The organism is Rhodoferax sp. P1_F3, assembly GCF_056405715.1.
Window position 1 is genome coordinate 439,704 of sequence record NZ_JBFUBO010000002.1, and the last position, 23,806, is coordinate 463,509.

21 protein-coding genes are annotated in these 23,806 nt (G+C 64.3%); 13 read left to right on the forward strand and 8 right to left on the reverse strand.

Annotated elements, in window-relative coordinates; genetic code table 11:
• Nucleotides 1-16: 16 nt before the first annotated feature.
• Nucleotides 17-1,039, forward strand: a complete 1,023-nt coding sequence (locus AC1DZ5_RS04730; protein ID WP_477886575.1) for an OmpA family protein — start codon at nucleotides 17-19, stop codon at nucleotides 1,037-1,039.
• 63 nt (nucleotides 1,040-1,102) lie between these two features.
• Nucleotides 1,103-1,684, forward strand: coding sequence for a cob(I)yrinic acid a,c-diamide adenosyltransferase (locus tag AC1DZ5_RS04735; protein ID WP_477886577.1), 582 nt, complete (start codon nucleotides 1,103-1,105; stop codon nucleotides 1,682-1,684).
• 71 nt (nucleotides 1,685-1,755) lie between these two features.
• Here the strand turns inward: AC1DZ5_RS04735 and AC1DZ5_RS04740 are convergent, their stop codons facing one another.
• The 7 genes from AC1DZ5_RS04740 to AC1DZ5_RS04770 all read right to left on the reverse strand — a co-directional run bounded on the left by AC1DZ5_RS04740 (nucleotide 1,756) and on the right by AC1DZ5_RS04770 (nucleotide 9,507).
• Entirely contained in the window at nucleotides 1,756-2,871 is a 1,116-nt protein-coding gene (locus AC1DZ5_RS04740) for a mannitol dehydrogenase family protein (protein WP_477886579.1), read from the reverse strand.
• 13 nt (nucleotides 2,872-2,884) lie between these two features.
• Nucleotides 2,885-3,895: a zinc-binding alcohol dehydrogenase family protein gene (locus AC1DZ5_RS04745; protein WP_477886581.1), complete on the reverse strand. Its 1,011-nt coding sequence runs from the start codon at nucleotides 3,893-3,895 to the stop codon at nucleotides 2,885-2,887.
• Nucleotides 3,896-3,911: 16 nt separating this feature from the next.
• Complete coding sequence (locus AC1DZ5_RS04750) at nucleotides 3,912-4,919, reverse strand: aldo/keto reductase (protein WP_477886583.1); 1,008 nt, start codon at nucleotides 4,917-4,919, stop codon at nucleotides 3,912-3,914.
• 51 nt (nucleotides 4,920-4,970) lie between these two features.
• On the reverse strand, nucleotides 4,971-5,915 hold the full coding sequence (locus AC1DZ5_RS04755) for a substrate-binding domain-containing protein (protein ID WP_477886585.1): 945 nt from the start codon (nucleotides 5,913-5,915) through the stop codon (nucleotides 4,971-4,973).
• Between the two features lie 69 nt (nucleotides 5,916-5,984).
• Nucleotides 5,985-6,968: an ABC transporter permease gene (locus tag AC1DZ5_RS04760; protein WP_477886587.1), complete on the reverse strand. Its 984-nt coding sequence runs from the start codon at nucleotides 6,966-6,968 to the stop codon at nucleotides 5,985-5,987.
• Nucleotides 6,969-7,000: 32 nt separating this feature from the next.
• A complete protein-coding gene (locus AC1DZ5_RS04765) occupies nucleotides 7,001-8,551 on the reverse strand; it encodes a sugar ABC transporter ATP-binding protein (protein WP_477886589.1) in 1,551 nt (516 codons plus the stop codon).
• Between the two features lie 245 nt (nucleotides 8,552-8,796).
• A complete protein-coding gene (locus AC1DZ5_RS04770; RefSeq protein WP_477886592.1) occupies nucleotides 8,797-9,507 on the reverse strand; it encodes a FadR/GntR family transcriptional regulator in 711 nt (236 codons plus the stop codon).
• A 125-nt stretch (nucleotides 9,508-9,632) separates the two neighbouring features.
• Between AC1DZ5_RS04770 and AC1DZ5_RS04775 the strand changes: the two genes are divergently transcribed.
• The 11 genes from AC1DZ5_RS04775 to AC1DZ5_RS04825 all read left to right on the forward strand — a co-directional run bounded on the left by AC1DZ5_RS04775 (nucleotide 9,633) and on the right by AC1DZ5_RS04825 (nucleotide 23,341).
• Nucleotides 9,633-11,162 carry a UxaA family hydrolase gene (locus tag AC1DZ5_RS04775; protein ID WP_477886594.1) on the forward strand — a complete coding sequence of 510 codons (1,530 nt, stop codon included), beginning with the start codon at nucleotides 9,633-9,635 and terminating at the stop codon, nucleotides 11,160-11,162.
• Nucleotides 11,159-12,127 carry a sugar kinase gene (locus AC1DZ5_RS04780; RefSeq protein ID WP_477886596.1) on the forward strand — a complete coding sequence of 323 codons (969 nt, stop codon included), beginning with the start codon at nucleotides 11,159-11,161 and terminating at the stop codon, nucleotides 12,125-12,127. The genes AC1DZ5_RS04775 and AC1DZ5_RS04780 overlap by 4 nt, the downstream gene beginning before the upstream one ends.
• 71 nt (nucleotides 12,128-12,198) lie before the next feature.
• Nucleotides 12,199-13,149, forward strand: a complete 951-nt coding sequence (locus AC1DZ5_RS04785) for a LysR family transcriptional regulator (protein ID WP_477886598.1) — start codon at nucleotides 12,199-12,201, stop codon at nucleotides 13,147-13,149.
• A gap of 120 nt (nucleotides 13,150-13,269) precedes the next feature.
• Nucleotides 13,270-14,535, forward strand: a complete 1,266-nt coding sequence (locus AC1DZ5_RS04790; RefSeq protein ID WP_477886600.1) for an ABC transporter substrate-binding protein — start codon at nucleotides 13,270-13,272, stop codon at nucleotides 14,533-14,535.
• A 47-nt stretch (nucleotides 14,536-14,582) separates the two neighbouring features.
• On the forward strand, nucleotides 14,583-15,449 hold the full coding sequence (locus tag AC1DZ5_RS04795) for a branched-chain amino acid ABC transporter permease (RefSeq protein WP_477886602.1): 867 nt from the start codon (nucleotides 14,583-14,585) through the stop codon (nucleotides 15,447-15,449).
• Between the two features lie 5 nt (nucleotides 15,450-15,454).
• Nucleotides 15,455-16,462: a branched-chain amino acid ABC transporter permease gene (locus AC1DZ5_RS04800; RefSeq protein WP_477886604.1), complete on the forward strand. Its 1,008-nt coding sequence runs from the start codon at nucleotides 15,455-15,457 to the stop codon at nucleotides 16,460-16,462.
• Entirely contained in the window at nucleotides 16,459-17,169 is a 711-nt protein-coding gene (locus tag AC1DZ5_RS04805; RefSeq protein ID WP_477886606.1) for an ABC transporter ATP-binding protein, read from the forward strand. The genes AC1DZ5_RS04800 and AC1DZ5_RS04805 overlap by 4 nt, the downstream gene beginning before the upstream one ends.
• A gap of 2 nt (nucleotides 17,170-17,171) precedes the next feature.
• Nucleotides 17,172-17,876 carry an ABC transporter ATP-binding protein gene (locus tag AC1DZ5_RS04810; protein ID WP_477886608.1) on the forward strand — a complete coding sequence of 235 codons (705 nt, stop codon included), beginning with the start codon at nucleotides 17,172-17,174 and terminating at the stop codon, nucleotides 17,874-17,876.
• Between the two features lie 28 nt (nucleotides 17,877-17,904).
• The gene (locus AC1DZ5_RS04815) at nucleotides 17,905-18,672 is read left to right on the forward strand and encodes a putative hydro-lyase (RefSeq protein WP_477886610.1); all 768 of its coding nucleotides are present in this window, start codon (nucleotides 17,905-17,907) and stop codon (nucleotides 18,670-18,672) included.
• Between the two features lie 62 nt (nucleotides 18,673-18,734).
• A complete protein-coding gene (locus AC1DZ5_RS04820; protein ID WP_477886612.1) occupies nucleotides 18,735-19,721 on the forward strand; it encodes a TRAP transporter substrate-binding protein in 987 nt (328 codons plus the stop codon).
• A 17-nt stretch (nucleotides 19,722-19,738) separates the two neighbouring features.
• Nucleotides 19,739-23,341, forward strand: coding sequence for a hydantoinase B/oxoprolinase family protein (locus AC1DZ5_RS04825; protein ID WP_477886614.1), 3,603 nt, complete (start codon nucleotides 19,739-19,741; stop codon nucleotides 23,339-23,341).
• On the opposite strand, the gene AC1DZ5_RS04830 is transcribed toward AC1DZ5_RS04825, so the two are convergent.
• A complete protein-coding gene (locus tag AC1DZ5_RS04830) occupies nucleotides 23,338-23,760 on the reverse strand; it encodes a hotdog fold thioesterase (protein WP_477886616.1) in 423 nt (140 codons plus the stop codon). The two genes, AC1DZ5_RS04825 and AC1DZ5_RS04830, sit on opposite strands and share 4 nt — an antisense overlap.
• Nucleotides 23,761-23,806: the final 46 nt, after the last annotated feature.

A 23,806-nucleotide genomic window follows, 5' to 3' on the forward strand; every position in this document is an offset into this window, starting at 1 on the left:
TTGAGAGAGAAACACCATGAAGCTCCATCGCATCCCCCTGAACCTTGCCTTGTGCACCCTCTTGGCGGCCAGCCCGCTGGCGGCGCTGGCCCAAACCCTGAACCCTGCCGCGCAGCGCATCAGCGACACGGCCATTCACGCGGACTACCAAACCTACGAAGCCACGCAGGGCCGCATCAAGGCCCTGAACGATGGGGGCCGCCGGGTGCGTGATTACCACCTGTCCAAGGCCCAGTGCTGGCTGGACGTGTCGTTCCACGAGTACACGCGCAATGACCGCAGCGCCTTCCCCCAGGAGGCGCTGGACCAATCGGTGCGCCTGATTGCGCTGATGGAACAAAAAGCCAGCCCGCTGCCCATGGACACCCCGCTGGTCAATGGCGCCGACAAGCTGCGTCCCGACCTGTGGGAGGCCGCCGAACACTGGAAGACGCGAGACGGCTTCCAGTGCGTGGAACAACGCGTTTCCTGCGCCGAGGTGGAGCTGGTGCATGCCGGCAATGAACACAAACAGCAGGCCTGGCGCCACGCCAAGCCCTATGTCCAGATTGCCGAAGACCTGCTGGCCCAGGCCGAGCAAGAGGCTCAGGCCTGCGTGACTAAACCCGTGGCTCCTGCGGTGGCCGTGCTGCCACCTGCGGTGAAGCCTCCGCAGGCCCTGGAGTTCCAGGCCAATGTGCTGTTCAACCATGACCGCCATCAACGGTCCGAAGCGCGCAAGATGACGCTGGATCGCCTCGATCAAGCGCTGGCCCGTGCCCGCGAGAGCGGTACCCGGCTCCAGCAAATCCAGCTCATCGGCCACGCCGACCGCACCGGCAATGCCGCCTACAACCAGGCCCTGTCGTCCCGCCGTGTGCAGACGGTGAAGCAGTACCTGCTGGATGCCGGCGTAGACGCCGCACTGCTGCACACCGCAGTGAAGGGCGACACCGTGCAGGTCTTGGCCTGCAAGGGCCAGTTCAAGACGCGGGCCGAGGAACTCGAATGCCTGCTGCCCAACCGCCGTGTAGAGGTGAACTTCATCGCCGAGAAGTAAGCCCCCCCCACGTGCGAACCCCCTTGGCTGGCGCGACAATAGCGCCAACCAAGGAGTTTGGACATGGGAAACCGCCTCACACAAATCGCCACCCGCACCGGGGACAACGGCACCACGGGACTGGGTGACAACACCCGCGTATCCAAGGACAGTCTGCGCGTGCACGCCATGGGCGATGTGGACGAACTCAACAGCCACATCGGCTTGCTGCTGTGCGAGCCTATGCCCGAAGGCGTGCGCACGCTGCTGATCGAGATCCAGCACCAGCTCTTCAACCTGGGGGGCGAGCTGTCTATTCCCGGCTACGAGCTGCTCAAGCCCGAGGCCGTGCTGGCGCTGGACGAAGCGCTGGACGAACACAACGAGCACTTGCCACGGCTGCAGGAGTTCATCCTGCCGGCCGGCACGCGCGCCGCAGCGCAGGCCCACGTGTGCCGCACCGTAGCGCGCCGCGCCGAACGCGCCGTAGTGGCGCTGGAAGCGCAAGAGGCGCTGAAGGACACGCCGCGCCAGTACCTGAACCGCCTGTCGGACCTGATGTTTGTGCTGGCGCGTGTGCTCAACCGCTACCGCACCGATGGCACCGCGGGTGACGATGTGTACTGGAAGAGCGAGCGCCTGGCCCAGGCCGATGGTGCGGCCTGAGTCAAGGCAGATTTGCTATTGTTTCAGGAGCTACTCGCGCATATTCCACGGGGGCTAGAGGTCTGAAAGGCTTATAAACCCAGCGCGTTGCGCAGCTGGGTTTGCGCGATGGGCAGCTGCAGTTCTGCGGCGCGCTGCACCACAGGCGCCAGCCGTCGCTGCTTCTTCTCGCCATGGTTCTTGGCGATGTCGGCCAGGCGGTGTTCCAGAAACGGGTTGAGCAGGCGGTCGCGCAGCTCCTCCAGGTACGTGCGGGCCTCGGCACCCGTGCCTTCCGCATCAAACACCGGCAGCACTTCGTCAGCCCAAACCGCCTCCAGCGGCGTGCGCAGTGCGGGTGTCTGCATGGCCTGCACCACGGTCATGTCGGCCGGGCTGCTCAGCTGCTGCCAGCGCTCGGCCAAAAAGGTGTGGCCCAGGTTCAGCAGCCAGAGCTTGCGTTGCTCATAGGCCGCCAGCTGGTCGGTCACGATGAGGGCCGGGTGGGTGCAGGGCAGCACCATGCGCGGCTGGCGCTCTATAGCCCAGAGCGCATAGGGTTCCGCCACCGCGCCGGCCGGCTCCAGGGGGGACGACACAATGCGGTCCACCAGCGAATTGACCCACACGCAGTGCGCCTGCAGGTAGTGGATGAAGGCGGGGTCCGCTCCCCATTCCAGCGCCAGTGTGCTGACGATGGCGCGCAGTGTGTCGCCATTGCGGCTTACCAGTTCGCAGGGGTAGAGCGTAAGCGGCGCCTGGGGCTGGTGTTGCCAGCGGTGGTAGAGCAAGGCCACCAGTTTCGCGGGGTACGCAAACGGCGTGATGCCGGGCGTTTGCAGCAGGGCGGCTGTGTCCCGGGCATCCAGCAAAAAGCCGGTGTCTGCGGTGTTGGAGATGATGACTTGTACCGTAGTGGCCATGGCCTCGCGCAGCCGTGCCCAGTCATGGCGAGCGTGCCACACGGCCTGCACGGCGTTCACTTGCACGGTGTCTTCGATGCGCTGGCCCTGTTGCACGCCACGCAGTTCCACGCGGTAGCCGTGCGCCAGTGCGGCTGCGCGTGCGCTGCTCTGCGGGCTGTCGGTGCTCTGCACGACGGCAATGCCACCCAGCGCCTCGCCTTGGGCCAGGGCCTGCGAGATGAACAGGTCTGCGTGCGCCTGCAGGAAGCGCCCCGTGCCGAACTGGAGAATGGGATAACTCACTGACCCGGTCCCCTCAACACTCGACCAAGGCCTTGACCACGCCTTGGGTGGGGTCTAACAACGTAGCGAACCGGGCGGGTACATCGGCCAGCGGCATGCGATGGGTGTTGAGCGCCGTGGTGGGAATCTGGCCTGCGCGCATGGCATCCAGCACGGTCTCGAAGTCTTCCATGGTGGCGTTGCGGCTGCCCAGCAGCGTGGCTTCGCGCTTGTGGAATTCGGGGTCGGAAAACGTGATGCTGTCGCGCACCACCGACACCATCACATACTTGCCGCCATGGGCAATGAACTGGAAGCCGCGCTCCATGGCCCGGGCGTTGCCGGTGGCGTCAAAAACGACATCGTAAAAATCTCCCTCGGTCAATGCGCGCAACTCCTCCAGGTCGTTGTCACCGATCAGCACCCCCGCATGCGCACCCAGGTGCTGCTTGCAAAACGCCACCCGCTCGGCCCGCGTGTCCAACGCCGTGACCCGGCCACCCCGCAGGCCGGCAAACAGCAGGGCGGCCATGCCGATGGGGCCTGTGCCCACCACCAGCACGCGCTGGCCGGGCTGCACGTCGGCGCGGCGCACGGCGTGGGCGCCAATGGCCAGAAACTCCACCATGGCTGCCTGGTCCAATGACACACCTTCGGCCTTGCGCACAAACTGTGCGGGCACACTGAGGTATTCGGTGAAAGCGCCGTCACGGTGCACGCCCAGTACCTGGATGTTGACGCAGCAATTGGTCTTGCCCTGACGGCAGGCCACGCACTGCCCGCACGACAGGTAGGGCATGACGAAGACGGTGTCACCGTGTTGCAGCGCGCTGCCCGTCGGAGCCTCCTCCACGGTGCCCGCAATCTCGTGGCCCATGACACGTGGATAGGCCAGGTAAGGCTGGTTGCCGGTGAAGATGTGCAGGTCGGTGCCGCACACGCCCACGCGGCGGATGCGCAGTAGCACCTCGTCCTCGGCGCGGGTGGGTGCGGCGCCTTCGATGGCGCGCAGTACGCCGGGGGTTTCGCAGATGACAGTCAGCATAAGGGTCCTTGGGAAATTACAAAGGCAGGGGAGCCGCGGGGTGGACCAGCCCGCGGTCACGCAGCGCCTGCCACAGGGCGGCAGGAATGGGTTGTTCCAGCCAGGCGACGTTTTGTTGCAGCTGGGCGGCGGTGCGGATGCCGGTCACGCAGCTCACCACCGCAGGGTGGGCCAACGGAAACTGCAATGCCGCGGCCTGCAAAGGCACGTCGAATTCTTCACAAACTTGTGCGAGGGCTTGCACACGCGCCACCACGGCCGGTGGTGCCTCAGCGTAGTTGAACTTGGTGTTGCCGGCCAGCACGCCGGAATTGAACGGGCCCGCCGCCACGATGGCGTTGCCCCGGCGCAGGCATTCATCCAGACAGGGGCTCAGGCTCTCCTGCTCCAGCAAGGTGTAGCGGCCGGCGAGCATGGTGCAGTCCAGATCGAACTCCCGCATGCTGTCCATCACCACCTGCCATTCGTTCACGCCCAGGCCTATGGCCCGCGTCATGCCGCTGAGGCGCAGTTCATCCAGGGCACGAAAACCTCCGCCCTGCGTCAGCTGCTGCCAGTAGGGCAGGTGCGCGTTGCCGTGGGTGTCACGGCCAATGTCGTGCACATACAGGATGTCGATGTGGGCCAGACCCAGTCGCTGCTGGCTGTCCTCGAACGAGCGCATCACGCCGCTGTAGCTGTAGTCGTAGTGCGGGCGGAAGGGATAGGGGTTGGCCCAGCCACCGTCACCGGGAGCGATGCTGGCATCGGGACGCAGCAGGCGGCCCACCTTAGTGCTGACCACATACTCGTGGCGCGGGCAGTCGGCCAGCTGGGCGCCCAAGCGGTGTTCGGAGCGGGTGTAGCCGTAATAGGGCGCAGTGTCGAAGTAGCGCACGCCAGCTGCCCAGGCGCTGGCAAAGACGTCCTCCACCTCGCGGGCGCTGGTGGCCCGGTACAGGCCACCCATCTGGGAGCAGCCCAGGCCCAGGGCGGTCAGCCGCAGGTCCACGCGGGGGAGGGTTTTGGAATCCGTGGTGTGCATATGCCCATCCCCCGGCAGCCAGTGCCGGAGGTGTCCTTGGGTTGGTAGAGGTTAGTAGAGAACGTTCTTGGCGGCGGGGGAGTCGATGTTCTTTTTGTTGACCATCAGCACACCAGTGTCGCGGAAGGCGGGCACTTTCTTGCCGGCCACGATTTCTGCCACCGTCTTCACACCCAGGTTGCCCATCTCGAAGGCGCTTTGCACGGCAATCGCTTCGATCGTGCCGTCCTTCACGAAGCCTTGCAGGTCCGAGTTGCCGTCAAAACCGATGGCCACGACTTTGCCTGCCTTGCCGGCTTGGGCCAATGCGCGACCCATGCCAATGGCGGTGGGTTCGTTGGCACCAAAGATGCCCTTCAGGTCGGGGTTGGCGGCCAATACGTCGGTGGTCTGGTTCAGCGCCGTGCCCATCTGTGAGTTGGAATAGAAGGGGCCGACGATCTGCAGCTTGGAGTGCTTCTTGATGTAGTCGGTGAAGCCGCCCACGCGTCCGATTTCGGAGCCCGAGCCCGCGGTGTACGACATGATGGCGATCTTGCCGGTGGTACCGATTTTGTCGATCAATGTCTTGGCGGACATTTCGCCGGCAGTCTTGTTGTCGGTTGCCAGGAATGACTGGTAGTAGGCCTTGCCTGCGTCGGATGCGGCAGAGTCAATCAGCACGACCGGGATCTTGGCTTCCCAGGCTTTTTTGATCGCGGGGATCAGGGCGTCGGGGTCGGAGGGCGCAAGCACAATGCCGGCCACTTTGCGGTTGATGGCGTTTTCCACCAGTGAGACTTGCCCGGCCAGGTCGGTGTCAGAGGCTGCGCCCTGGAAGGTGGCGGTGTAGCCCTTGAGTCCGCCCACGGCGGCGTCGGAGCCCTTCTTCACGTTTTGCCAGAAGTCGGAGTTAGCGGTCTTGACGATGACGGCAATTTCCTTGTCGGCAGCGGCGGCCATCGACGATGCGACGACCAGGGTGGAGGCAATCAGGGTGGTGACGAGTTTTTTCATTTCATTCCTCATGGGTGAGTGTTTATGGAGGTTGTCTCTTGAAGTCCCGGTAAGCCCTGCCGGTAGGGATCATTTGCGATGGCGCATCTGGTCAATCCACACGGCGAGCAGGATGACGACGCCAATCAGAATTTGTTGGGTGAAGGCGGAGACGCCACCCATGTTCAAACCGTTGCGCAGGATGCCGATCACGAACGCGCCAATCACGGTGCCCGACACGGTGCCCACACCGCCGGTGAGCGAGGTGCCACCGATCACCGCGGCAGCAATCGCGTCCAGTTCGTACATCAGGCCTTCGCTGGGTTGGGCGGTTACCAGGCGTGACATCAGCACGCAGCCGGTCAGCCCGGCCAGCAGGCCCGACAGTACATAGGCAAACAGCGTCACGCCCTTGACGTTCACGCCCGAGAGGCGTGCGGCTTCCATGTTGGAGCCAATGGCATAGAGATGGCGCCCGAGCGTGGCACGGTTCAGCAAGATGGACACTGCCACGGCGAGCACCACCATGAGCACCACGGGGTAGGGGATGCCGACAAAGGTCACGTCGGGAAAGCCGTCTTCGCCAATCTTGGCAATGCGAAACAGGGTGCCGTTGCCCAGCTCGGCAAAGCTGTCGCCCAGGCCGCCAATGGCGCGCGCATCGGTGATCTGCAAGGCTACGCCGCGCGCCACCAGCATCATGCCCAGCGTGGCGATAAAGGGCGGCAGCTTGAGCACGGTCACGCACAGGCCGTTGATGAGCCCGCACAGGCCGCCGACCAACAGGCCGGCCAGCATGCCCAGGGGCACAGGTGCGCCGGCCTTCACCAGCATGGCGGCTACCACGCCGGCTAGCGCGAGGATGGCGCCCACCGAGAGGTCAATGCCGCCGGTGATGATCACGCAGGTAGCAGCAATGCCCAGGTAGGCAATCGAGGTCACCTGCAAGGCCACCGTCATGCCGTTGCCCACGCTGAAGAAGGCATTGCTGGTGAAAGAGAAAATCACAATCAGGCCCAGCAAGCTGGCCAACGCGGCAAATTTCTGGAACAGGTCTTTTTGTTGTTCGGTCATAGGTCTACTCGGGGAAAGTCAGAAGAGAGGCGTCAGGAAGAAGAGGGCACGCTGCGGCCCGAGGCGTAGTGCATGACGTCCTCCTGGCTGGTTTCGCGGGTGTTGCGCACGGTGACCAGTCGGCCCTCGTGAAAGACCGCCACGCGGTCCGTCATGCCCATGATTTCGGGCAGCTCGGAGCTGATCATCACGACGCCTATGCCCTGGCTGGCCAGGCGGTCCAGCAGCTGGTAAATGGCGTACTTGGCACCCACGTCGATGCCACGCGTGGGCTCGTCAAAAAACAGCACGCGCGATTCGCGGAATAACCATTTGCTGATCACCAGCTTTTGCTGGTTGCCACCCGAGAGCAGGCGCACCACTTGGTCGCTGCTGGGCGTGCGAATGTCCAGCGCTTCGATGTAGTGGCGTGCGGCTTCCTGCTCCTTGGCAAACTGGATCAGCCCTGCAGCGTTGGAGACGGCTTCCATACGGGCTAGCGTGATGTTTTGCGCCACCGTCATCTTCAGCGCCAGGCCGTCGTGCTTGCGGTCTTCCGACAGGTAGGCCAGGCCGTGGCGCACCGCGTCGCGGGGTGAACGTATCGCGAGCAATTCGTCCCCCAGAAACACCTGGCCCGCGTCGATAGCATCGGCACCAAAAATGGCACGCGCCACCTCGGTGCGGCCCGCCCCCATGAGCCCTGCAAAGCCGAGAATCTCCCCACGCCGCAGCTCGAAGCTCACGTCGTGGAACACGCCCTGGCGCGTCAGTCCCTGCACACGCAGCAGCACGTCCGTGGTGGGCACCGAGCTACGCTTGGGAAATACATCGTCCAGCGAACGCCCCACCATCTTGGCCACGATCTGCTCTACGCTGGTGTCGGCAAAGCGGTCGGTGCTCACATAGCGGCCATCGCGCAGCACGGTCACGCGGTCCACGATCTGCGCCAGCTCGTCCAGCCGGTGCGAGATGTAGACGATGCCCACGCCCGCGCGCTTGAGCTCGTGGATGATGGCGAACAGCTTCTCGGTCTCCGACTCAGTGAGGGAGGAGGTGGGTTCGTCCATGATCAGCACCTGGGCGTTCAGCGACAGTGCCTTGGCAATCTCCACCATCTGCTGTTGCGCCACGGACAGGGTCTTGACCAGCGCGCCTGGCGCAATGTCCACGCCCAGCCGGTCCAGGCACTGCTGGGCATTGCCGCGCAGCGCAGCGCGGTCGATCAGCCAGCCCTTGCGGGGTTCGCGTGCCAGGAAGATGTTTTCAGCCACCGAGAGGTGGGGCACCAGGTTCAGCTCCTGGTGGATGATGGCAATGCCTACGGCCTCGGATTCGGCGGTGGACTGGAACTGGCAAACCTCACCTTGGTAGTGCAGAGCCCCGGCGTCGGGCTGGTACTGGCCGCTGATGACCTTCATCAGGGTGGACTTGCCGGCACCGTTCTCGCCGCACACCGCGTGCACCTCGCCACGTCGCACCTCAAAGCTCACACCGTCCAGTGCCAGCACACCGGGGAAGCGTTTGGTAATGCCCTCCAGGCGCAGCAGCACACCCGCAGCCACCGTGGGGCTGGGTGCGTCGGGACGGACGGGGTCGGACACGGATGGCAGCAATGCAAACTCCTGTGAAGGCGGTCAAAGGCGCAGGACAGGAGGAGGATTTGCAGTCTGCAAATTGGTAAGGCCACCCGACCCAATGCGGTGTATTTGGCCTTACCAAGGTGGGTGGGTGCATTGGTATTTACCCGTGGTTTTGGGTGAAAAGTGGCGCGAAAAGGCGTAAAAAAGGCCTGCGCGAGTGCACAGGCCTGACCACGGCAGTGGGTGGGTCGATGTAGCGGTTTAGCTCAGGACCATTCGCGGCGGTTGTTTTCCACCCATCGTTGCTCCGAGGCCTGCAGGTGCATGCGCACGGCAGTTTGCGCCGCCAGCACGTCGCGGTTTTCCAGGGCGCGCAGGATGGCTTCGTGCTCTTGCAGCGCGGTGGCCCAGGTCTGGCCGGATTCGGAGTGCGCGCTGAGCCGCGCCGCAATGGGGCTATGGCGTTCGTCAAACAACTCGCCCACCAGGCGTTCCAGCACGGCGTTGCCAGTCATGGCGGCAATGGTCTGGTGAAACTGGCGGTCAAACACCAAGGGCGAGCGGTTTTGCGCCATGGCGGCCAGCATGTTGTCCAGAATCTGGCGCAGCGCCGCTAGCGCTTCGGGCGTGGCTCTGGCACAGGCCAGTAGCACGACGGTGCCTTCGATGGCGGCGCGGGCCTGCATGAGTTCGATCGGGCTTTCGCCCATGGTGGCCAGGGCCTGGGGCTTGCGCTGGGCCACGCTGCACACGTACACGCCGGCGCCCATGCGCACCTCCACGCTGCCCTCAATCTCTAGCGCAATCAGCGCTTCGCGCACCGAGGGGCGCGAGACGCCCAGCTGCTGGGCCAGATCTCGCTCGGGCGGCAGGCGCGCGCCGGGGGTGTAGTTGCCCTTGTCAATGAAGGTGCGTATCTGGTCGGCAATTTGTTGGTACAGCCGACGGTTGTCGACCTGTTTGAGTTGGTCCAGCATGAGTCCTCCGCGTGGCGGCAGTTTACGCGACTGCGGGCGTTCTCATGGTTTTGGGCTCCAGTAGGTCAGGCCAATTTGGGTTTTGCTACACTGGCCTTACCAATTTAAGCTATTTGAGGCCTTCCATGCCACCCTCCATTCCCTTGCTGATTCAGCTGAGTGACCTTGACAACGTGGGTGTGGCCCGCAACCCGCTGGCGGCAGGCCAGCCGGTTGACGTGGGGGGCAGTGCTCTGGTGGCGCGCGATGCCATTGCGGCTGGCCACAAGCTGGCGTTGCAGCCGATTGCCAAGGGTGCACGGGTGTTGAAATACGGCCAGACCATCGGTCTCGCCACGCGTGACATCGCCGTGGGCGAGCATGTGCATGTGCACAACGTGGCCATGGTGGCGTCGCAGGCCGAGCATGGCGCGGGCAGTGCCTACGTGCCGGTGGTGCCCAGCGGCGAGCCGGCCACTTTTCAGGGCATCGTGCGGTCAGATGGACGTGTCGCCACGCGCAACTACCTGGGCGTGGTGTCCAGCGTCAACTGCTCAGCCACGGTGTGCCAGCGCATCGCCCAGCATTTCACGCCCGAGGTGTTGCGCGCTTTCCCGAACGTGGATGGTGTGGTGGCCATCACCCACGGTCAGGGCTGTGGCATGGCGAGCACCGGCGAAAGCATGGACGTACTGCGCCGCACGTTGCGCGGCTATGCGGACCAGCCCAACTTTGCGGGCGTGCTGGTCATGGGGTTGGGCTGCGAGGTGAATCAGGTGGCTGGCCTGGTGCAGGGGCTTCCAGATCGGGCGCCAGGGCTGTTTGCCACGTTGAAGATTCAGGAAGCGGGCGGCACGCGCGAAGCCATTGCGGCGGGCATTGCACTGCTGGAGCAAATGCTGCCGATTGCCAACCGCGCCACGCGCGAGCCGGTCAGCGCCCGGCACCTGACAGTGGGTCTGCAGTGCGGCGGCTCGGACGGCTACTCCGGCATCAGTGCGAACCCCGTGTTGGGCGCGGCGGTCGACCTGCTGGTGCGCCAGGGCGGCACGGCCATCCTGTCGGAAACCCCCGAAATCTACGGTGCCGAACACTTGCTGACCGCCCGAGCGGCGTCAAAAGCCGTGGCCGACCAGCTCATGGCACGGCTACAGTGGTGGGAGGCGTATACCCAAACCCACGGCGCCGACATGAACAACAACCCCTCGCCTGGCAACAAGGCCGGAGGCATCACCACGATTCTGGAAAAGTCGCTGGGCGCCGTGGCCAAGGCGGGCAGCACCGGTCTGATGGCGGTGTACGAATACGCCCAGCCCGTGCGTGCGCAGGGCTTGGTGTTCATGGACACGCCGGGCTACGACCCGGTGTCTGCCACGGGCCAGGTGGCGGGTGGCGCCAACCTCATTTGCTTCACCACCGGGCGTGGCTCTACCTACGGTTGCAAGCCCACGCCTTCGCTCAAGCTGGCCACGCATTCAGCGCTGTTCCAGCGCATGCGGCTGGACATGGACTTTGACGCCGGTACCGTGGTGGAAGGCACTCAAACCATTGCCCAGGCCGGGCTGCGGCTGTTCGAGCTCATGCTGGCCACGGCGTCTGGCCAGCCCACCTGCAGCGAGGCCAACGGCCTGGGCGACAACGAGTTTGTGCCCTGGCAGCTCGGGGCCGTAATGTGAGCGCGTTCGACGTATTGACCGTGGGTGAGGCCATGGCCTTGCTGGTGGCGCAAACGCCGGGACCATTGGCAGCGGTAGAGCACTTCAGCCGGGCCAGCGCGGGTGCCGAACTGAATGTGGCCACGGGCCTGGCCCGCCTGGGCTGGCGTGTGGGCTATGTAAGCCGGGTCGGGAAAGACCCGTTTGGCGACTACCTGCTGGCCACGCTGGACCGCGAAGGCATAGACCGCAGCCATGTGCGGGCGGATGCCCGCCACCCCACGGGGTTCATGCTCAAGTCGTGTGAACCCAACGGACGCGACCCGCAGATTGCCTATTTCCGGCAAGGCTCGGCCGCCAGCCATTTGGGGCTGGACGATGTGCCTGCGGAGGGGCTGCAGGGCCTGCGCTGGTTGCACCTCACGGGCATCAGCGTGGCCTTGTCGGACAGCGTGCGCGCGCTGGTGCAGGCGCTGGTGCAGCAGGCACGGGCCGCAGGTGCGGCCGTGTCCTTCGATCCGAATCTGCGGCCGCGTCTGTGGCCCTCGCAAACCGCCATGGTGTCCGGCCTCAATGCCTGGGCCACACAGGCCGATTTGGTCATGCCGGGCCTCTCCGAAGGCCAGCTGCTAACCGGACAGACAACGGCACAGGACGTTGCCAGCTGGTACCTGGACCGGGGCGCCAAGCAGGTCGTCATCAAGCTCGGCCCGCACGGCGCTTATGTGGCCGATGCCACGGGGCGTGCCACGGTGCCGGGCTTTCGGGTGCCGCATGTGGTGGACACGGTGGGGGCGGGTGACGGCTTTGCCGTGGGCGTGCTCAGCGCGCTGCTGGACGGCCAGAGCCTGGCAGATGCGGCGCTGCGCGGCAACGCCATTGGTGCGCGTGTGGTGCAGTTTGTGGGCGATAGCGAGGGGCTGCCGAATCCGGCGCAGCTGGCCCAAGCCTTGGAAGCGCCACGACGCAGTCCCGACGGCGCTTAGCCGCGCTGGGGTTCACGGCGCTTGCCACTATATTGGCAAGCTGCACGTGCATAACCAACCCTGCGAACCCCATGAACCTGCGTTTTGTAGAAGCCTTTTACTGGGTCGCTGCGCTCAAGAGCATCACCCTGGCGGCGGAAAAACTGTTTCTCACCCAATCGGCCATGTCCAGCCGCATAGCCACACTGGAGGATGAATTGGGCGTGCTGCTGCTGGACCGTAGCGGCAAACAGTTTCGGTTGACCGCTGCCGGTACCCGATTCCTGGTGTTTTCCGAAAAGCTGCTTGCCCTGCAGCGTGACGCCAAGGCGGAGATGGGTGCTGGCACCGTGACGGCAGTGGCCCTACGCATTGGGGCCATTGAATCGGTGCTGCACTCCTGGCTGATCCCCTGGTTGGAGAAGATGCGGACCGAACACCCGGGCTTGGAGCTGGAGCTGACCGTGGAAACCACGCCCATCCTGACCGACCAGATCCAGCGCGGTGCCCTGGACATGGTGTTTGCCGCGCTGCCCGCATCGGACGATGGTGTCCGAAATCACACATTGCCCTCCATGGAGATGGTGTTTGTGGGCAACCCTGCGCTGCACAAAAAGAAAAATTACCGCCTTGAAGAGCTGGCAGACATGGAGCTATTGACCTTCCAGAAGGGCTCGCAACCCCATGTCACGCTGCAGGACCTGTTCCGCCAGCACCGACTGGAACCCAAAAAGGTGCACGCTATTTCCTCCATCTCGGCCATGGTCCAGTTGGTCCAAGGGGGGTTTGGCGTGGCCTTGCTGCCGCGCATCGCGGTGCAACGGCTGGCGGGTTACGCCAAGCTCAAGGTGCTCTCGTGTGACACGCCACTCAAGGCCTTGCCCATCTATTTGAGCTATCGCACCGACCCCACAATTTCGACCGTGGAGCTTCTCGTGAAGTCGGCCGTAGTCTTCGCTGGCGGCAAACCGCTGGGGTCGGCAGGCACCAAAAAGGTCAGCAAGGCCGCTGTCAAAACAAACAAAATGGTGCATAAGGGTTAATACTTATCATCGAAAAATTCGATGGCTTAAGCGAAAAATTTCTCGTTTGATACCTCGGCTAGCAGCCGCCACACTCCGCCCCATGTCATCACATCATCATGTTTTACCAGGAGTGTTGGAATGAAACGATCCATGAAAGTCCGCTTGGCGGCGGTGTTGCTGGGCGCAGGCATCAGCATCGGCGTGCAGGCGCAACAAGAGGTCAAGATCGGGGTGCTGTACCCGTTGACCGGGCCTGGCGCGGCCGTCGGTGCCGAGTTGCGCAGTGCGCTGGAGCTGGCCGCTGACATCATCAATAACGGCGCGCCTGGCGTGCCCGAGCTGCCGCTGTCGGCCGGCAAGGGCCTGCCCAACCTGAAGGGCGCGAAGATCAAGCTGGTGTTTGCCGACCACCAGGCCAACCCGCAGACTGGCGCGTCGGAAGCCGAGCGCCTGATCACCCAGGAAAAAGTGGTCGCCCTGGTGGGTGCCTACAACAGCGCCGTGACCGCCACGGCCAGCCAGATTGCTGAGCGCGCCGGTGTGCCCTTTCTGAACCCCGAGTCTTCATCCGCATCGCTGACGCAGCGCAACTTCAAGTGGTTCTTCCGCACCACGCCGCATGACGACCTGTTTGTGCACAACGCCTTTGAGTTTTTGAAGGAGCTGGAAGCCAAGAAGGGCATCAAGCCCGCCGTGGTGGCTTCCCTGAACGAGAACGGCCTGTGGGGCACCGAGACCACCAAGCTGCAGACCAAGCTGGCCCCCGAGTACAAGCTCAACATCGCTAAGCAGGTGATGTACCCGGCCAAGACCACGCAGCTGACCTCCGAGGTGCAGACGCTGAAGGCCGCCAACCCGAACCTGGTACTGCAGTCGTCCTATACCGCCGATGCCATCCTCTCGATCAAGACCTACAAGGAATTGGGATTTTTGCCGGACATGATTCTGGCGAACAACGCGGGCTTTACCGACACCGACTTCGTCAAGACCCTGGGCAAGGACGCGGACTACGTGATCACCCGCGAAGTCTGGGCGCTGGACCTGGCCTCGCGCAACCCGCTTATCAAGCAGGTGAACGATTTGTTCAACAGTCGCTACAAGATCAACTTCACCGGCAACTCTTCGCGCACCTTCACCGGGCTGATGGTGATGGCCGATGCGATCAACCGCGCCGGCTCCACCGAGCCTGAAGCCATCCGCCAGGCGCTAGTGGCCACCGACATGCCGGGCAACAAACTCATCATGCCCTGGAAGGGTGTGAAGTTCGATGCCACCGGCCAGAACACCCTGGGCCAAGGCATCCTGACGCAGATCATCGACGGCAAGTACCACACGGTGTGGCCTTTCAACCTGGCCTCGCGCGAGGTGGTGTGGCCCATGCCCAAGTGGGACCAGCGCAAGTAAGCGCGCAACCCGCGCCCCAGGCCTTTGCCCTGATTTGAAAGAGAAAAATGACCACGGACATTCTGTTGCAGACGCTGGCCTCGGGCATCCTGATCGGACTGATCTACGCCCTGGTGGCGATCGGTCTGACCATGATCTTTGGCGTCATGGACATCGTGAACTTTGCGCACGGCGAGTTCCTCATGCTGGGCATGTACTCGGCCTTCTGGATGTTCTCGCTGTATGCGTTGGACCCGCTGCTCACGTTGCCCCTGACGGTGCTCATGCTGTTTGCATTTGGGGTGTTGCTCTACAAGCTGGTGATTGTGCGCATTGTCAATGCACCCATGCTGTCGCAGATCTTTACGACCTTCGGCATCATGATCTTGTTGCGTGGCGTGGCCCAGTTCCTCTGGAAACCAGATTTCCGCTCCATTGAAAACTCGTCGGTCAGCGGCTCGGTCAAGCTGTTGGGCATCCAGCTTGGTACTCCGCAGCTCGTGGCCGGTTTGGGCGCCATCGTGGTCACAGGGCTGGTCTATTTCTTCTTGAACCGCACCCGCCTGGGCGCCGCACTGGAAGCCACGGCCTCTGACAAGGAAGCCGCACGGCTGATGGGTATCGACTCCCACAAGATGTTCTCGCTCGCTTGGGGCATTGGCGCAGCCTGTGCCGGTGCCGCAGGTGGCTTGCTGGCTACTTTTTTTCCCATCTTCCCCGACGTGGGGGCCAGCTTCATTCTGCTGGCCTTTGTGGTGGTCAACCTGGGCGGCTTTGGCAGTGTCACGGGTGCCTTCTGGGCCGGCATTCTGGTCGGCGTGATCGAGGTCATGGGTGGCTTGCTGCTCGGGCCGCAGTACAAGACCGCCATCGTGCTGGTGCTGTTCCTGGGCGTGCTGATGTTCCGCCCGCAGGGCCTCATGGGCAAGGCATGAAACACATGAAACCTCTTCTCTTTCTTCTGCTCGCCATTGCGACGGCGCTGGCGGTGCCCGCACTCGTGGATGCCTCTCACCTCAACACCGTGATCCTGGTGCTCATGGCCGCCCAGCTGGGTGTGTCGTGGAACCTGGTGGGCGGCTACGCCGGTCAGGTGTCTCTGGGCCACGCTGCGTTCTACGGGCTGGGTGCCTACACCTCCACCGTGCTGCTGATCAACTTCGGCCTCAACCCCTGGCTGGGTGTGCTGGCCGGTGGTGTGGTGGCAGTACTGCTGAGCCTGGCGTTTGGCTGGTCGTGCTTCCGGCTCAAGGGCCACTACTTCGCCATGGCCACGATTGCCGTGGCCGAGCTGGTGCAGATCTTCTTCACCGAGTGGGAATATGGCGGTGCCGCTGTGGGCCTGTATGTGCCCATGGACAAGCAGGGCTGGCTGTGGATGAACTTCGCCACCAAGCTGCCCTACTACTGGCTGGCCCTGGGCCTGCTGCTGCTGACGCTGGCGGCCAACTGGTGGATCGAGCGCAGCTACCTGGGCTACTACTTCCGCGCCATCAAGGACGAGCCCGATGCGGCCCGCAGCATCGGCATCAACATCGCCCGCTACAAGCAGGTGGCCTTGTCGGTCAGCGCCTTCTTCACCGCACTGGGTGGCAGCCTGTATGCGCAGAAAGAGCTCTACATCGATCCCAACTCCGTGCTCTCCACCGCCCTGTCGGTGAAGATGGCGCTGGTGGCGATTCTGGGGGGCGTGGGCACCTTGCTCGGCCCGGTGGTGGGTGCGGTCATCCTTACCAGCATCGAGGAGTTCTCACGCATTCTGTTCGGCGGCAGCGGGCGCGGCACCGACGTCATCATCTACGCCAGTCTGATCATCGGCGTGGCAGTGTTCTACCCCACAGGCATCCTGGGCTGGTGGACTGCGCGCAAGGAGCGCCACGCCGCCCGTGCTGATGCGTCGCGCCAGATTGCGGCGCACGCGGCCTCGGCCAGCAAGGAAGGTGTATGAGCCTGCTCCAAGTCAACCAAGTCAGCAAACGCTTTGGTGGTCTGACCGCCAACCAGGATGTTTCGTTCAGTGTGGACGCGGGCACCGTGGTGGGTTTGATAGGGCCCAACGGTGCGGGCAAGACCACCATGTTCAACTGCGTGGCGGGCTACTACGTGCCCAGTGCCGGCAGCATCACACTGGACGGCCGCAACATCGGAGGCCTGCCGCCCGAGGCCTGTGCCCGTGCCGGTGTGGGCCGCACTTTCCAGGTGGCGCGCACCTTCACCAGCATGACGGCCTGCGAGAACGTGATGGCCGCGGCCATGCTGCTGCAGCACAACGTGGCCAAGGCGCGCAAGGCGGCCGTGGAGTGGCTGGCCTTTGCCAATCTGCAGCGCTTTGCCGACAAGCCTGCCGCCAGCATGACCATCAGCGAACAGCGCCGCCTGGCCGTGGCCCGGGCGCTGGCCATCGAACCCAAGATCTTGCTGATGGACGAGGTGATGGCGGGTCTGAACCCGTCTGAAGTGCGCGAGGCGGTGGACGTGGTGCTGAAGATCCGCGACCGCGGTATTGCCTGCCTGATCGTCGAGCATGTGCTCGAAGGCATCATGCCGATTGCTGACAAGATTGTGGTGCTGGACCGCGGCATGAAGATCGCCGAAGGCACGCCCCAACAGGTGTCGAACGACCCTGTGGTGCTCACCGCCTACCTGGGAGACTGATGATGCTGGAAATCACCAACCTCAAAGTCTGCTACGACGACGTGCTGGCCATCTCCGATGTCAGCCTGAAAGTCGAGCCCGGCAAGATCGTGGCCATGGTCGGCGGCAATGGCAATGGCAAGTCCACCACGTTGCGTGCGGTGGCGGGCTTGAATGCCGCGGCTGCCGGCAGCATCACCTTCAACGGCCAAGCCATCCACCGCATGCCCGCCCACCAGCGCGTGCCGCTGGGCCTGTCGCTGGTGCCCGAGGGGCGCCGCCTGTTCCCCGGGCTCACGGTGCTGCGCAACCTGGAGCTAGGCGCCTACACGCGCCAGGACAAGCACGAGGTGCAAAACAGCACCGAGGAAATGCTCACGCTGTTCCCCATCCTCAAGGAGCGCGCCACGCAGCTGGCCGGCACCATGAGCGGTGGCGAGCAGCAGATGCTGGCGATTGCCCGCGGCCTCATGGCCCGCCCCAAGCTGCTCATGCTGGACGAGCCCTCCTGGGGCATCGCGCCCAAGTTTGTGACCAAGGTGCTGGACGTGATCCAGCAGGTCAACGCCACGGGTGTGTCCATCCTGCTGGTGGAGCAGAACCTGCAGAAGGCCTTGGGCATTGCCCACTATGGTTACGTGATCCAGACCGGGCGCATCGTGATGCAGGGCAGTGGCCAGGACCTGCTGAACGACGAGCGCGTCAAGAAGGCCTACCTCGGCCTGTGAAGCCCCACTTTTGACGAATGGAGTTTTGATGACCACCCCCTTCACCACCCCGTCTGCCGTGCGGCAGGCCAGCCGCAGCGGCAGCTTTGTGCAGCCCACCGCGGGTTGCGCGCCCGGCTTCATCCAGGCCAACATGATGATCGTGCCGCAGGCGCAGGCGTTTGACTTCCTGCTCTTTTGTCAGCGCAACCCCAAGTCCTGTCCGCTGGTGGAGGTGCTGGCGCCGGGCCAGCTGGAACCCGCCTGCGCACCCGGTGCCAACATCGCCACCGACCTGCCCGGCTACCGCGTGTACCGTGATGGCGTGTTCACGGAAGAACGCAGCGACATTGCTGCGCTGTGGCAAGACGACTTCGTGACCTTTCTGATCGGTTGCAGCTTCTCGTTCGAGTCGGCCGTCATCCAGGCGGGCATACCGCTGCGCCATGTGGACCAGGGGCGCAATGTGGCCATGTACCGCACCAACCTGCCGTGCACCCCGGCGGGCATCTTCCAGGGCCCCACGGTGGTCAGCATGCGGCCCATCAAGAGCCGCGATGTGGCCAAGGTGGTGGAGGTGTCGGGCCGCTTTCCGCTCGCCCATGGGACGCCGCTGCACGTGGGCAACCCGCAGGCGCTGGGCATCCAGGACCTGGCGCACCCCGACTATGGCGATGCGGTGGACGTCCTGCCCGACGAGGTGCCGGTGTTCTGGGCCTGCGGGGTCACGCCCCAGGCCGTGGCCCAGGCCAGTGGCCTGCCGCTGTGCATCACCCATGCGCCGGGCAAGATGTTCATCACGGATATCCAGGGCTGAGCGTGTAAGCGGGCACAGTCGCTGGCCGGTGGGCCAGCCCCCTTTAACCCCCGGAGTTCGCCATGAAACACCTTTGGAAAACTGCACTCTGTGCAGTGTTGGTCACGCACGTCCCTGCGCTGCAGGCACAGCCATCTGCACCCACCGTGTGGAAGCTGGCGTCGGGCTACCGCGCCGAGTCCTTCCAGACAGAAAACCTGCTGCAGTTCGCCCGTGATGTAGAGGCCGCCACGCGCCAGCAACTGCGGGTGGAGGTGGCGCCGAATGGCAGCCTGTTCAAGCTGTCCGAGATTCGCCAGGCTGTGGAAGACGGCAAGGTGGAGGCGGGCGAAGCCATCATGACCGGCATGGTGCAAGCCCTGCCGCTGGCCGGGGCCGATGCGATTCCCTTTGTGGTGGGCTCCTACCAGGACGCCCAGCGCCTGTGGCAGCTGCAACGCCCGGTGCTGGAGCGGCAGCTGGCCCAGCGCGGCCTGCGGATTCTGTACGCCGTGCCCTGGCCGCCGCAGGGCTTGTACGCCACGCGGCCCATCAAGACCGCGGGCGATTTCAAGGGCCTGCGCATGCGCACCTACAACCAGACCACGGTGCGTATTGCCGAGATGCTGGGTGCCAGCTCGGTGGACCTGCCCATGGCCGACGTGGGCCCGGCCATCCAGGACGGCCGGGTGGACACCATGATCACCTCGGCGGTGACCGGCGTGGAGAACCAGGTTTGGGGCCCCATCAAGTACTACTACGACATCCGCGCCTGGTTCCCCAAGAACCTGGTGTTTGCCAACGCCAAGAATTTTGACGCGCTGGCCCCTGCTGTGCAGGCGCAGGTGCTGAAGGCCGCCACTGCGGCCGAACAGCGCGGCTGGGCCAGCAGCGAGGCCGAGGCCCGCAAGGCCGTGCAGACCCTGCAAAGCCACGGCATCAAGCTGGACCGCCTGCCCAGTGAGCTGGAGTACGAGCTTCAGCGCATGGGCGAACGTTTTTCCCGGGAATGGGTGCGCACTGTGGGCCACGAGGCCAGCGCCATCTTCGTTCCGTATTACTTCCACTAAACCACAGCCGTACGACTATGCAATACCAAAACCCCACCGTGGACACCAAACGCTGGCAATTCTGGATCGACCGGGGCGGCACCTTCACCGACATCGTGGCCAAGCGCCCCGACGGTTCGCTGACCACCCACAAGCTGCTCAGCGAAAACCCAGAGCAGTACAAGGACGCGGCCGTGGCCGGCATCCGCCATTTGCTGGGCCTGCAGCCCGGCGAGCCGGTGACGCCGGAGTTGGTGGAATGCGTGAAGATGGGTACCACCGTGGCTACCAATGCGCTGCTGGAGCGCCGCGGCGAACCCACGCTGCTGGTGACCACCCGCGGCTTCCGCGACGCGCTGCGCATCGCCTACCAGAACCGCCCGCGCCTGTTCGACCGCCACATCGTGCTGCCCGAGCTGCTGTACAGCGCGGTGGTGGAGGCGCAGGAGCGCATGGGTGCACAAGGTGAATTGGTCCAGGTGTTGGATGAGGCGCTATTAAAACAGGAGCTGCTCGCGCAATACCAACGGGGGCTGCGCAGTGTTGCGATCGTATTCATGCACGGCTACCGGTTCACCGCGCATGAGCAGGCCGCCAAGCGCCTGGCAGCTGAGGTGGGCTTCACGCAGATCAGTACCTCGCACGAGACCAGCCCGATGATGAAGTTTGTGAGCCGGGGTGACACGACGGTGGTGGATGCCTATCTGTCGCCCATCCTGCGCCGCTATGTCGAGCAGGTGGCGCACGAGATGCCGGGCGTGAAGCTGTTCTTCATGCAGTCCTCGGGCGGGCTGACGGATGCCAATGTATTCCAGGGCAAGGACGCCATCCTCAGCGGTCCGGCCGGCGGCATTGTGGGCATGGCACGCACCGCGGCCATTGCCGGGCATGAGAAGGTGATTGGCTTTGACATGGGCGGCACCAGCACCGACGTGAGCCACTACGCCGGCGCCTTCGAGCGCGAGTTCGAAACCCAGGTGGCCGGTGTGCGCATGCGGGCGCCCATGATGAGCATCCATACCGTGGCGGCTGGCGGCGGCTCGCTGCTGAAGTTCGACGGCGAACGCTTCCGCGTGGGGCCGCAGAGCGCAGGTGCCAACCCTGGCCCGGCCAGCTACCGGCGCGGCGGCACGCTGGCCGTGACCGATGCCAATGTGATGCTGGGCAAGGTGCAACCGCGCTACTTCCCCAAGGTGTTTGGCCCGAACGCCAACGAGGCGCTGAGCCTGGAGGCCGTGCAAGCCCAGTTCGCCGTGCTGGCCGACCAGACCGGCCGCCAGTCCGAGGAAGTGGCGGAGGGCTTTATCGACATCGCCGTGCAGCAGATGGCCAATGCGATCAAGAAGATCTCGGTGGCGCGCGGCTACGACGTGACGCGTTACACGCTGCAGTGCTTTGGCGGTGCCGGTGGCCAGCATGCGTGTCTGGTGGCCGACGCGCTGGGCATGACGCAGGTGTTTGTGCACCCGCTGGCCGGCGTGCTCAGCGCCTACGGCATGGGCCTGGCGGACCAGAACGTGATCCGCGAGCAGGCGGTGGAGCTGGCCTTGCAGGAGTCCAACCTGCTGAGCATCACCGCGCGGCTGCAGGTGCTGGCCGGCGCGGCCGAGGCCGAGCTGCAGCGCCAGCAGGTCAGCGCCGGCGCCATCCGCACCCAGCGCCGCGTGCATGTGCGCTATGACGGTAGCGACACCGCACTGGTCGTACCCTTCGGCACGGTGGCGCAGATCCAGGCCGGCTTTGAAGAGGCCTACCGCCAGCGCTTTGCTTTCCTCATGCAGGGCAAGTCATTGGTGGTGGAGGCCGTGTCGGTGGAGTCGGTGGTGGCGGGTGACGCGCCCGCCGAGCCGCGCCACACGCTGCAGGCAAGCCGCCCGGTGCCCAGCCGCGAGACGGTGCGCATGTACTCGGGCGGCCAGTGGCACGACGCGCTGCTGGTGGTGCGTGAGGATCTGCGCCCTGGTGACCAGATTCCCGGCCCGGCCATCATTGCCGAGAAAAACGCCACCACCGTGGTGGAGCCCGGTTGGACCGCCCGTGTGACGGCATTTGACCATCTGGCCCTGGAGCGCATTGCGCAACGCGCTATCAAATTCGCAGCAGGTACCACGGTGGACCCGGTGCTGCTGGAGGTGTTCAACAACCTGTTCATGAACATTGCCGAGCAGATGGGCCTGCAGCTGCAGAACACCGCCTACTCGGTGAACATCAAGGAGCGGCTGGACTTCAGCTGCGCGCTGTTTGATGCCGACGGCAACCTGATCGCCAACGCACCGCACATGCCGGTGCACTTGGGGTCAATGGGCGAGAGCATCAAGACCGTGATGCGCGAGAACGCCGACACCATGCGGCCCGGCGATGTGTATGCGCTCAACGACCCTTACCACGGTGGCACGCACCTGCCCGATGTGACGGTGATTACGCCTGTCTACCTGGATGGCCAGGTGGCCTTCTATGTGGGTAGCCGCGGCCACCATGCCGACATCGGCGGCACCACGCCTGGCTCCATGCCGCCGTTCTCCACCCGCATCGAGGAGGAGGGCGTGCAGATCAACAACTTCAAGCTGGTGGATGGCGGTGTGCTGCGCGAGGCCGAAATGGTGGCGCTGCTGCAAAGCGGTGAGTTCCCAAGCCGCAACCCGGCGCAGAACCTAGCCGACATGCGGGCCCAGATCGCCGCCAACGAGAAGGGCGTGCAAGAGCTGCGCCGCATGGTAGCGCAGTACAGCCTGCCCGTGGTGCAAGCCTATATGCGCCATGTGCAGGACAACGCCGAAGAATCGGTGCGCCGCGTGATCTCGCGCCTGAAGGATGGCCAGTTCACCCTGCCGCTGGACAATGGCGCGCAGATCCAGGTGGCCATCCGCGTGGACGCGGCCAGCCGCAGTGCCGAGGTGGATTTCACCGGCACCAGCCCGCAGCAGGTCAACAACTTCAACGCGCCCACCGCGGTGTGCATGGCGGCCGTGCTGTATGTGTTCCGCACCCTGGTGGACGACGACATTCCGCTCAACGCCGGTTGCCTCAAGCCCATCCATGTCATCATCCCGGCTGGCTCCATGCTCAATCCCAACCCGCCGGCCTCGGTGGTGGCGGGCAATGTGGAGACTTCCACCTGCGTGACCAACGCGCTGTTTGGTGCCCTGGGCGTGCTGGCCGGCGGCCAGTGCACCATGAACAACTTCACCTTTGGCAACGCCCGGCACCAGTACTACGAAACCATCAGCGGGGGTAGCGGTGCGGGCGAGGGGTTTGACGGCACCAGTGTGGTCCAGACCCACATGACCAACTCCCGCCTGACGGACCCCGAGGTGTTTGAGTTTCGCTTCCCGGTGCGGTTGGAGAGCTTCGAGATCCAGCCGGGTTCTGGCGGTGCAGGGCGCTGGAAGGGGGGCAACGGCGGTGTGCGCCGGGTACGGTTTTTGGAGCCCATGACCGCTAGCATCCTCAGCAATGGCCGGGTGCACGGCGCCTTTGGCATGGCCGGTGGCCAGCCCGGGCAGGTGGGGCTGAACCGCGTAGTGCGCGCCGACGGCCGGACCGAAGACCTGGGCCACATTGGCCAGGCCGAGATGGCGCCGGGCGACGTGTTCGAAATCCACACGCCGGGGGGGGGCGGGTTTGGTGTTGCGCAGGATTAACGTGGCGCCAGGATGGCCATGGTGATGCGCGAGACGCAGTTCAGCTCGCCTGCATCGTTGCGCATGTCGATCTGCCAGACGTGGGTGGTGCGGCCTATGTGCACCGGCCGTGCCACACCAGTGACCCAGCCGCTCTTCACGCCCTTGAGGTGGTTGGCGTTGATGTCCAGGCCTACCGCGTTATGGTCCGGCGGCGCGGCGAGGTTGGCACCACACGAGCCCAGCGTTTCCGCCAACACCACCGACACGCCACCGTGCAGCAGGCCAAGCGGCTGGTGCGTACGCGAGTCTACCGGCACCCTCGCGACCAAAAAATCATCGCCCACCTCCAGAAACTCGATGCCTAGATGGGGCACGGCCGTGTTCTCGCTGATGCGGGTCAGGATCTCGATAGAAGCCGGTTTTTGCCAAATGCGCATGGGAGTGTTCGCCTGAAGGTGGAGATGGCTTCACTATAAACACGGC

Excerpts from the sequence above, each read along its gene's own strand:
- AC1DZ5_RS04820 (WP_477886612.1), top strand. The coding sequence starts at position 18,735 with ATGAAACACCTTTGGAAAACTGCACTCTGTGCAGTGTTGGTCACGCAC.
- AC1DZ5_RS04830 (WP_477886616.1), bottom strand. The coding sequence starts at position 23,760 with ATGCGCATTTGGCAAAAACCGGCTTCTATCGAGATCCTGACCCGCATC.
- AC1DZ5_RS04805 (WP_477886606.1), top strand. The coding sequence starts at position 16,459 with ATGAGCCTGCTCCAAGTCAACCAAGTCAGCAAACGCTTTGGTGGTCTG.
- AC1DZ5_RS04770 (WP_477886592.1), bottom strand. The coding sequence starts at position 9,507 with ATGCTGGACCAACTCAAACAGGTCGACAACCGTCGGCTGTACCAACAA.
- AC1DZ5_RS04825 (WP_477886614.1), top strand. The coding sequence starts at position 19,739 with ATGCAATACCAAAACCCCACCGTGGACACCAAACGCTGGCAATTCTGG.
- AC1DZ5_RS04755 (WP_477886585.1), bottom strand. The coding sequence starts at position 5,915 with ATGAAAAAACTCGTCACCACCCTGATTGCCTCCACCCTGGTCGTCGCA.
- AC1DZ5_RS04760 (WP_477886587.1), bottom strand. The coding sequence starts at position 6,968 with ATGACCGAACAACAAAAAGACCTGTTCCAGAAATTTGCCGCGTTGGCC.
- AC1DZ5_RS04775 (WP_477886594.1), top strand. The coding sequence starts at position 9,633 with ATGCCACCCTCCATTCCCTTGCTGATTCAGCTGAGTGACCTTGACAAC.
- AC1DZ5_RS04815 (WP_477886610.1), top strand. The coding sequence starts at position 17,905 with ATGACCACCCCCTTCACCACCCCGTCTGCCGTGCGGCAGGCCAGCCGC.
- AC1DZ5_RS04730 (WP_477886575.1), top strand. The coding sequence starts at position 17 with ATGAAGCTCCATCGCATCCCCCTGAACCTTGCCTTGTGCACCCTCTTG.
- AC1DZ5_RS04810 (WP_477886608.1), top strand. The coding sequence starts at position 17,172 with ATGCTGGAAATCACCAACCTCAAAGTCTGCTACGACGACGTGCTGGCC.
- AC1DZ5_RS04785 (WP_477886598.1), top strand. The coding sequence starts at position 12,199 with ATGAACCTGCGTTTTGTAGAAGCCTTTTACTGGGTCGCTGCGCTCAAG.
- AC1DZ5_RS04795 (WP_477886602.1), top strand. The coding sequence starts at position 14,583 with ATGACCACGGACATTCTGTTGCAGACGCTGGCCTCGGGCATCCTGATC.
- AC1DZ5_RS04750 (WP_477886583.1), bottom strand. The coding sequence starts at position 4,919 with ATGCACACCACGGATTCCAAAACCCTCCCCCGCGTGGACCTGCGGCTG.
- AC1DZ5_RS04800 (WP_477886604.1), top strand. The coding sequence starts at position 15,455 with ATGAAACCTCTTCTCTTTCTTCTGCTCGCCATTGCGACGGCGCTGGCG.
- AC1DZ5_RS04790 (WP_477886600.1), top strand. The coding sequence starts at position 13,270 with ATGAAACGATCCATGAAAGTCCGCTTGGCGGCGGTGTTGCTGGGCGCA.
- AC1DZ5_RS04735 (WP_477886577.1), top strand. The coding sequence starts at position 1,103 with ATGGGAAACCGCCTCACACAAATCGCCACCCGCACCGGGGACAACGGC.
- AC1DZ5_RS04745 (WP_477886581.1), bottom strand. The coding sequence starts at position 3,895 with ATGCTGACTGTCATCTGCGAAACCCCCGGCGTACTGCGCGCCATCGAA.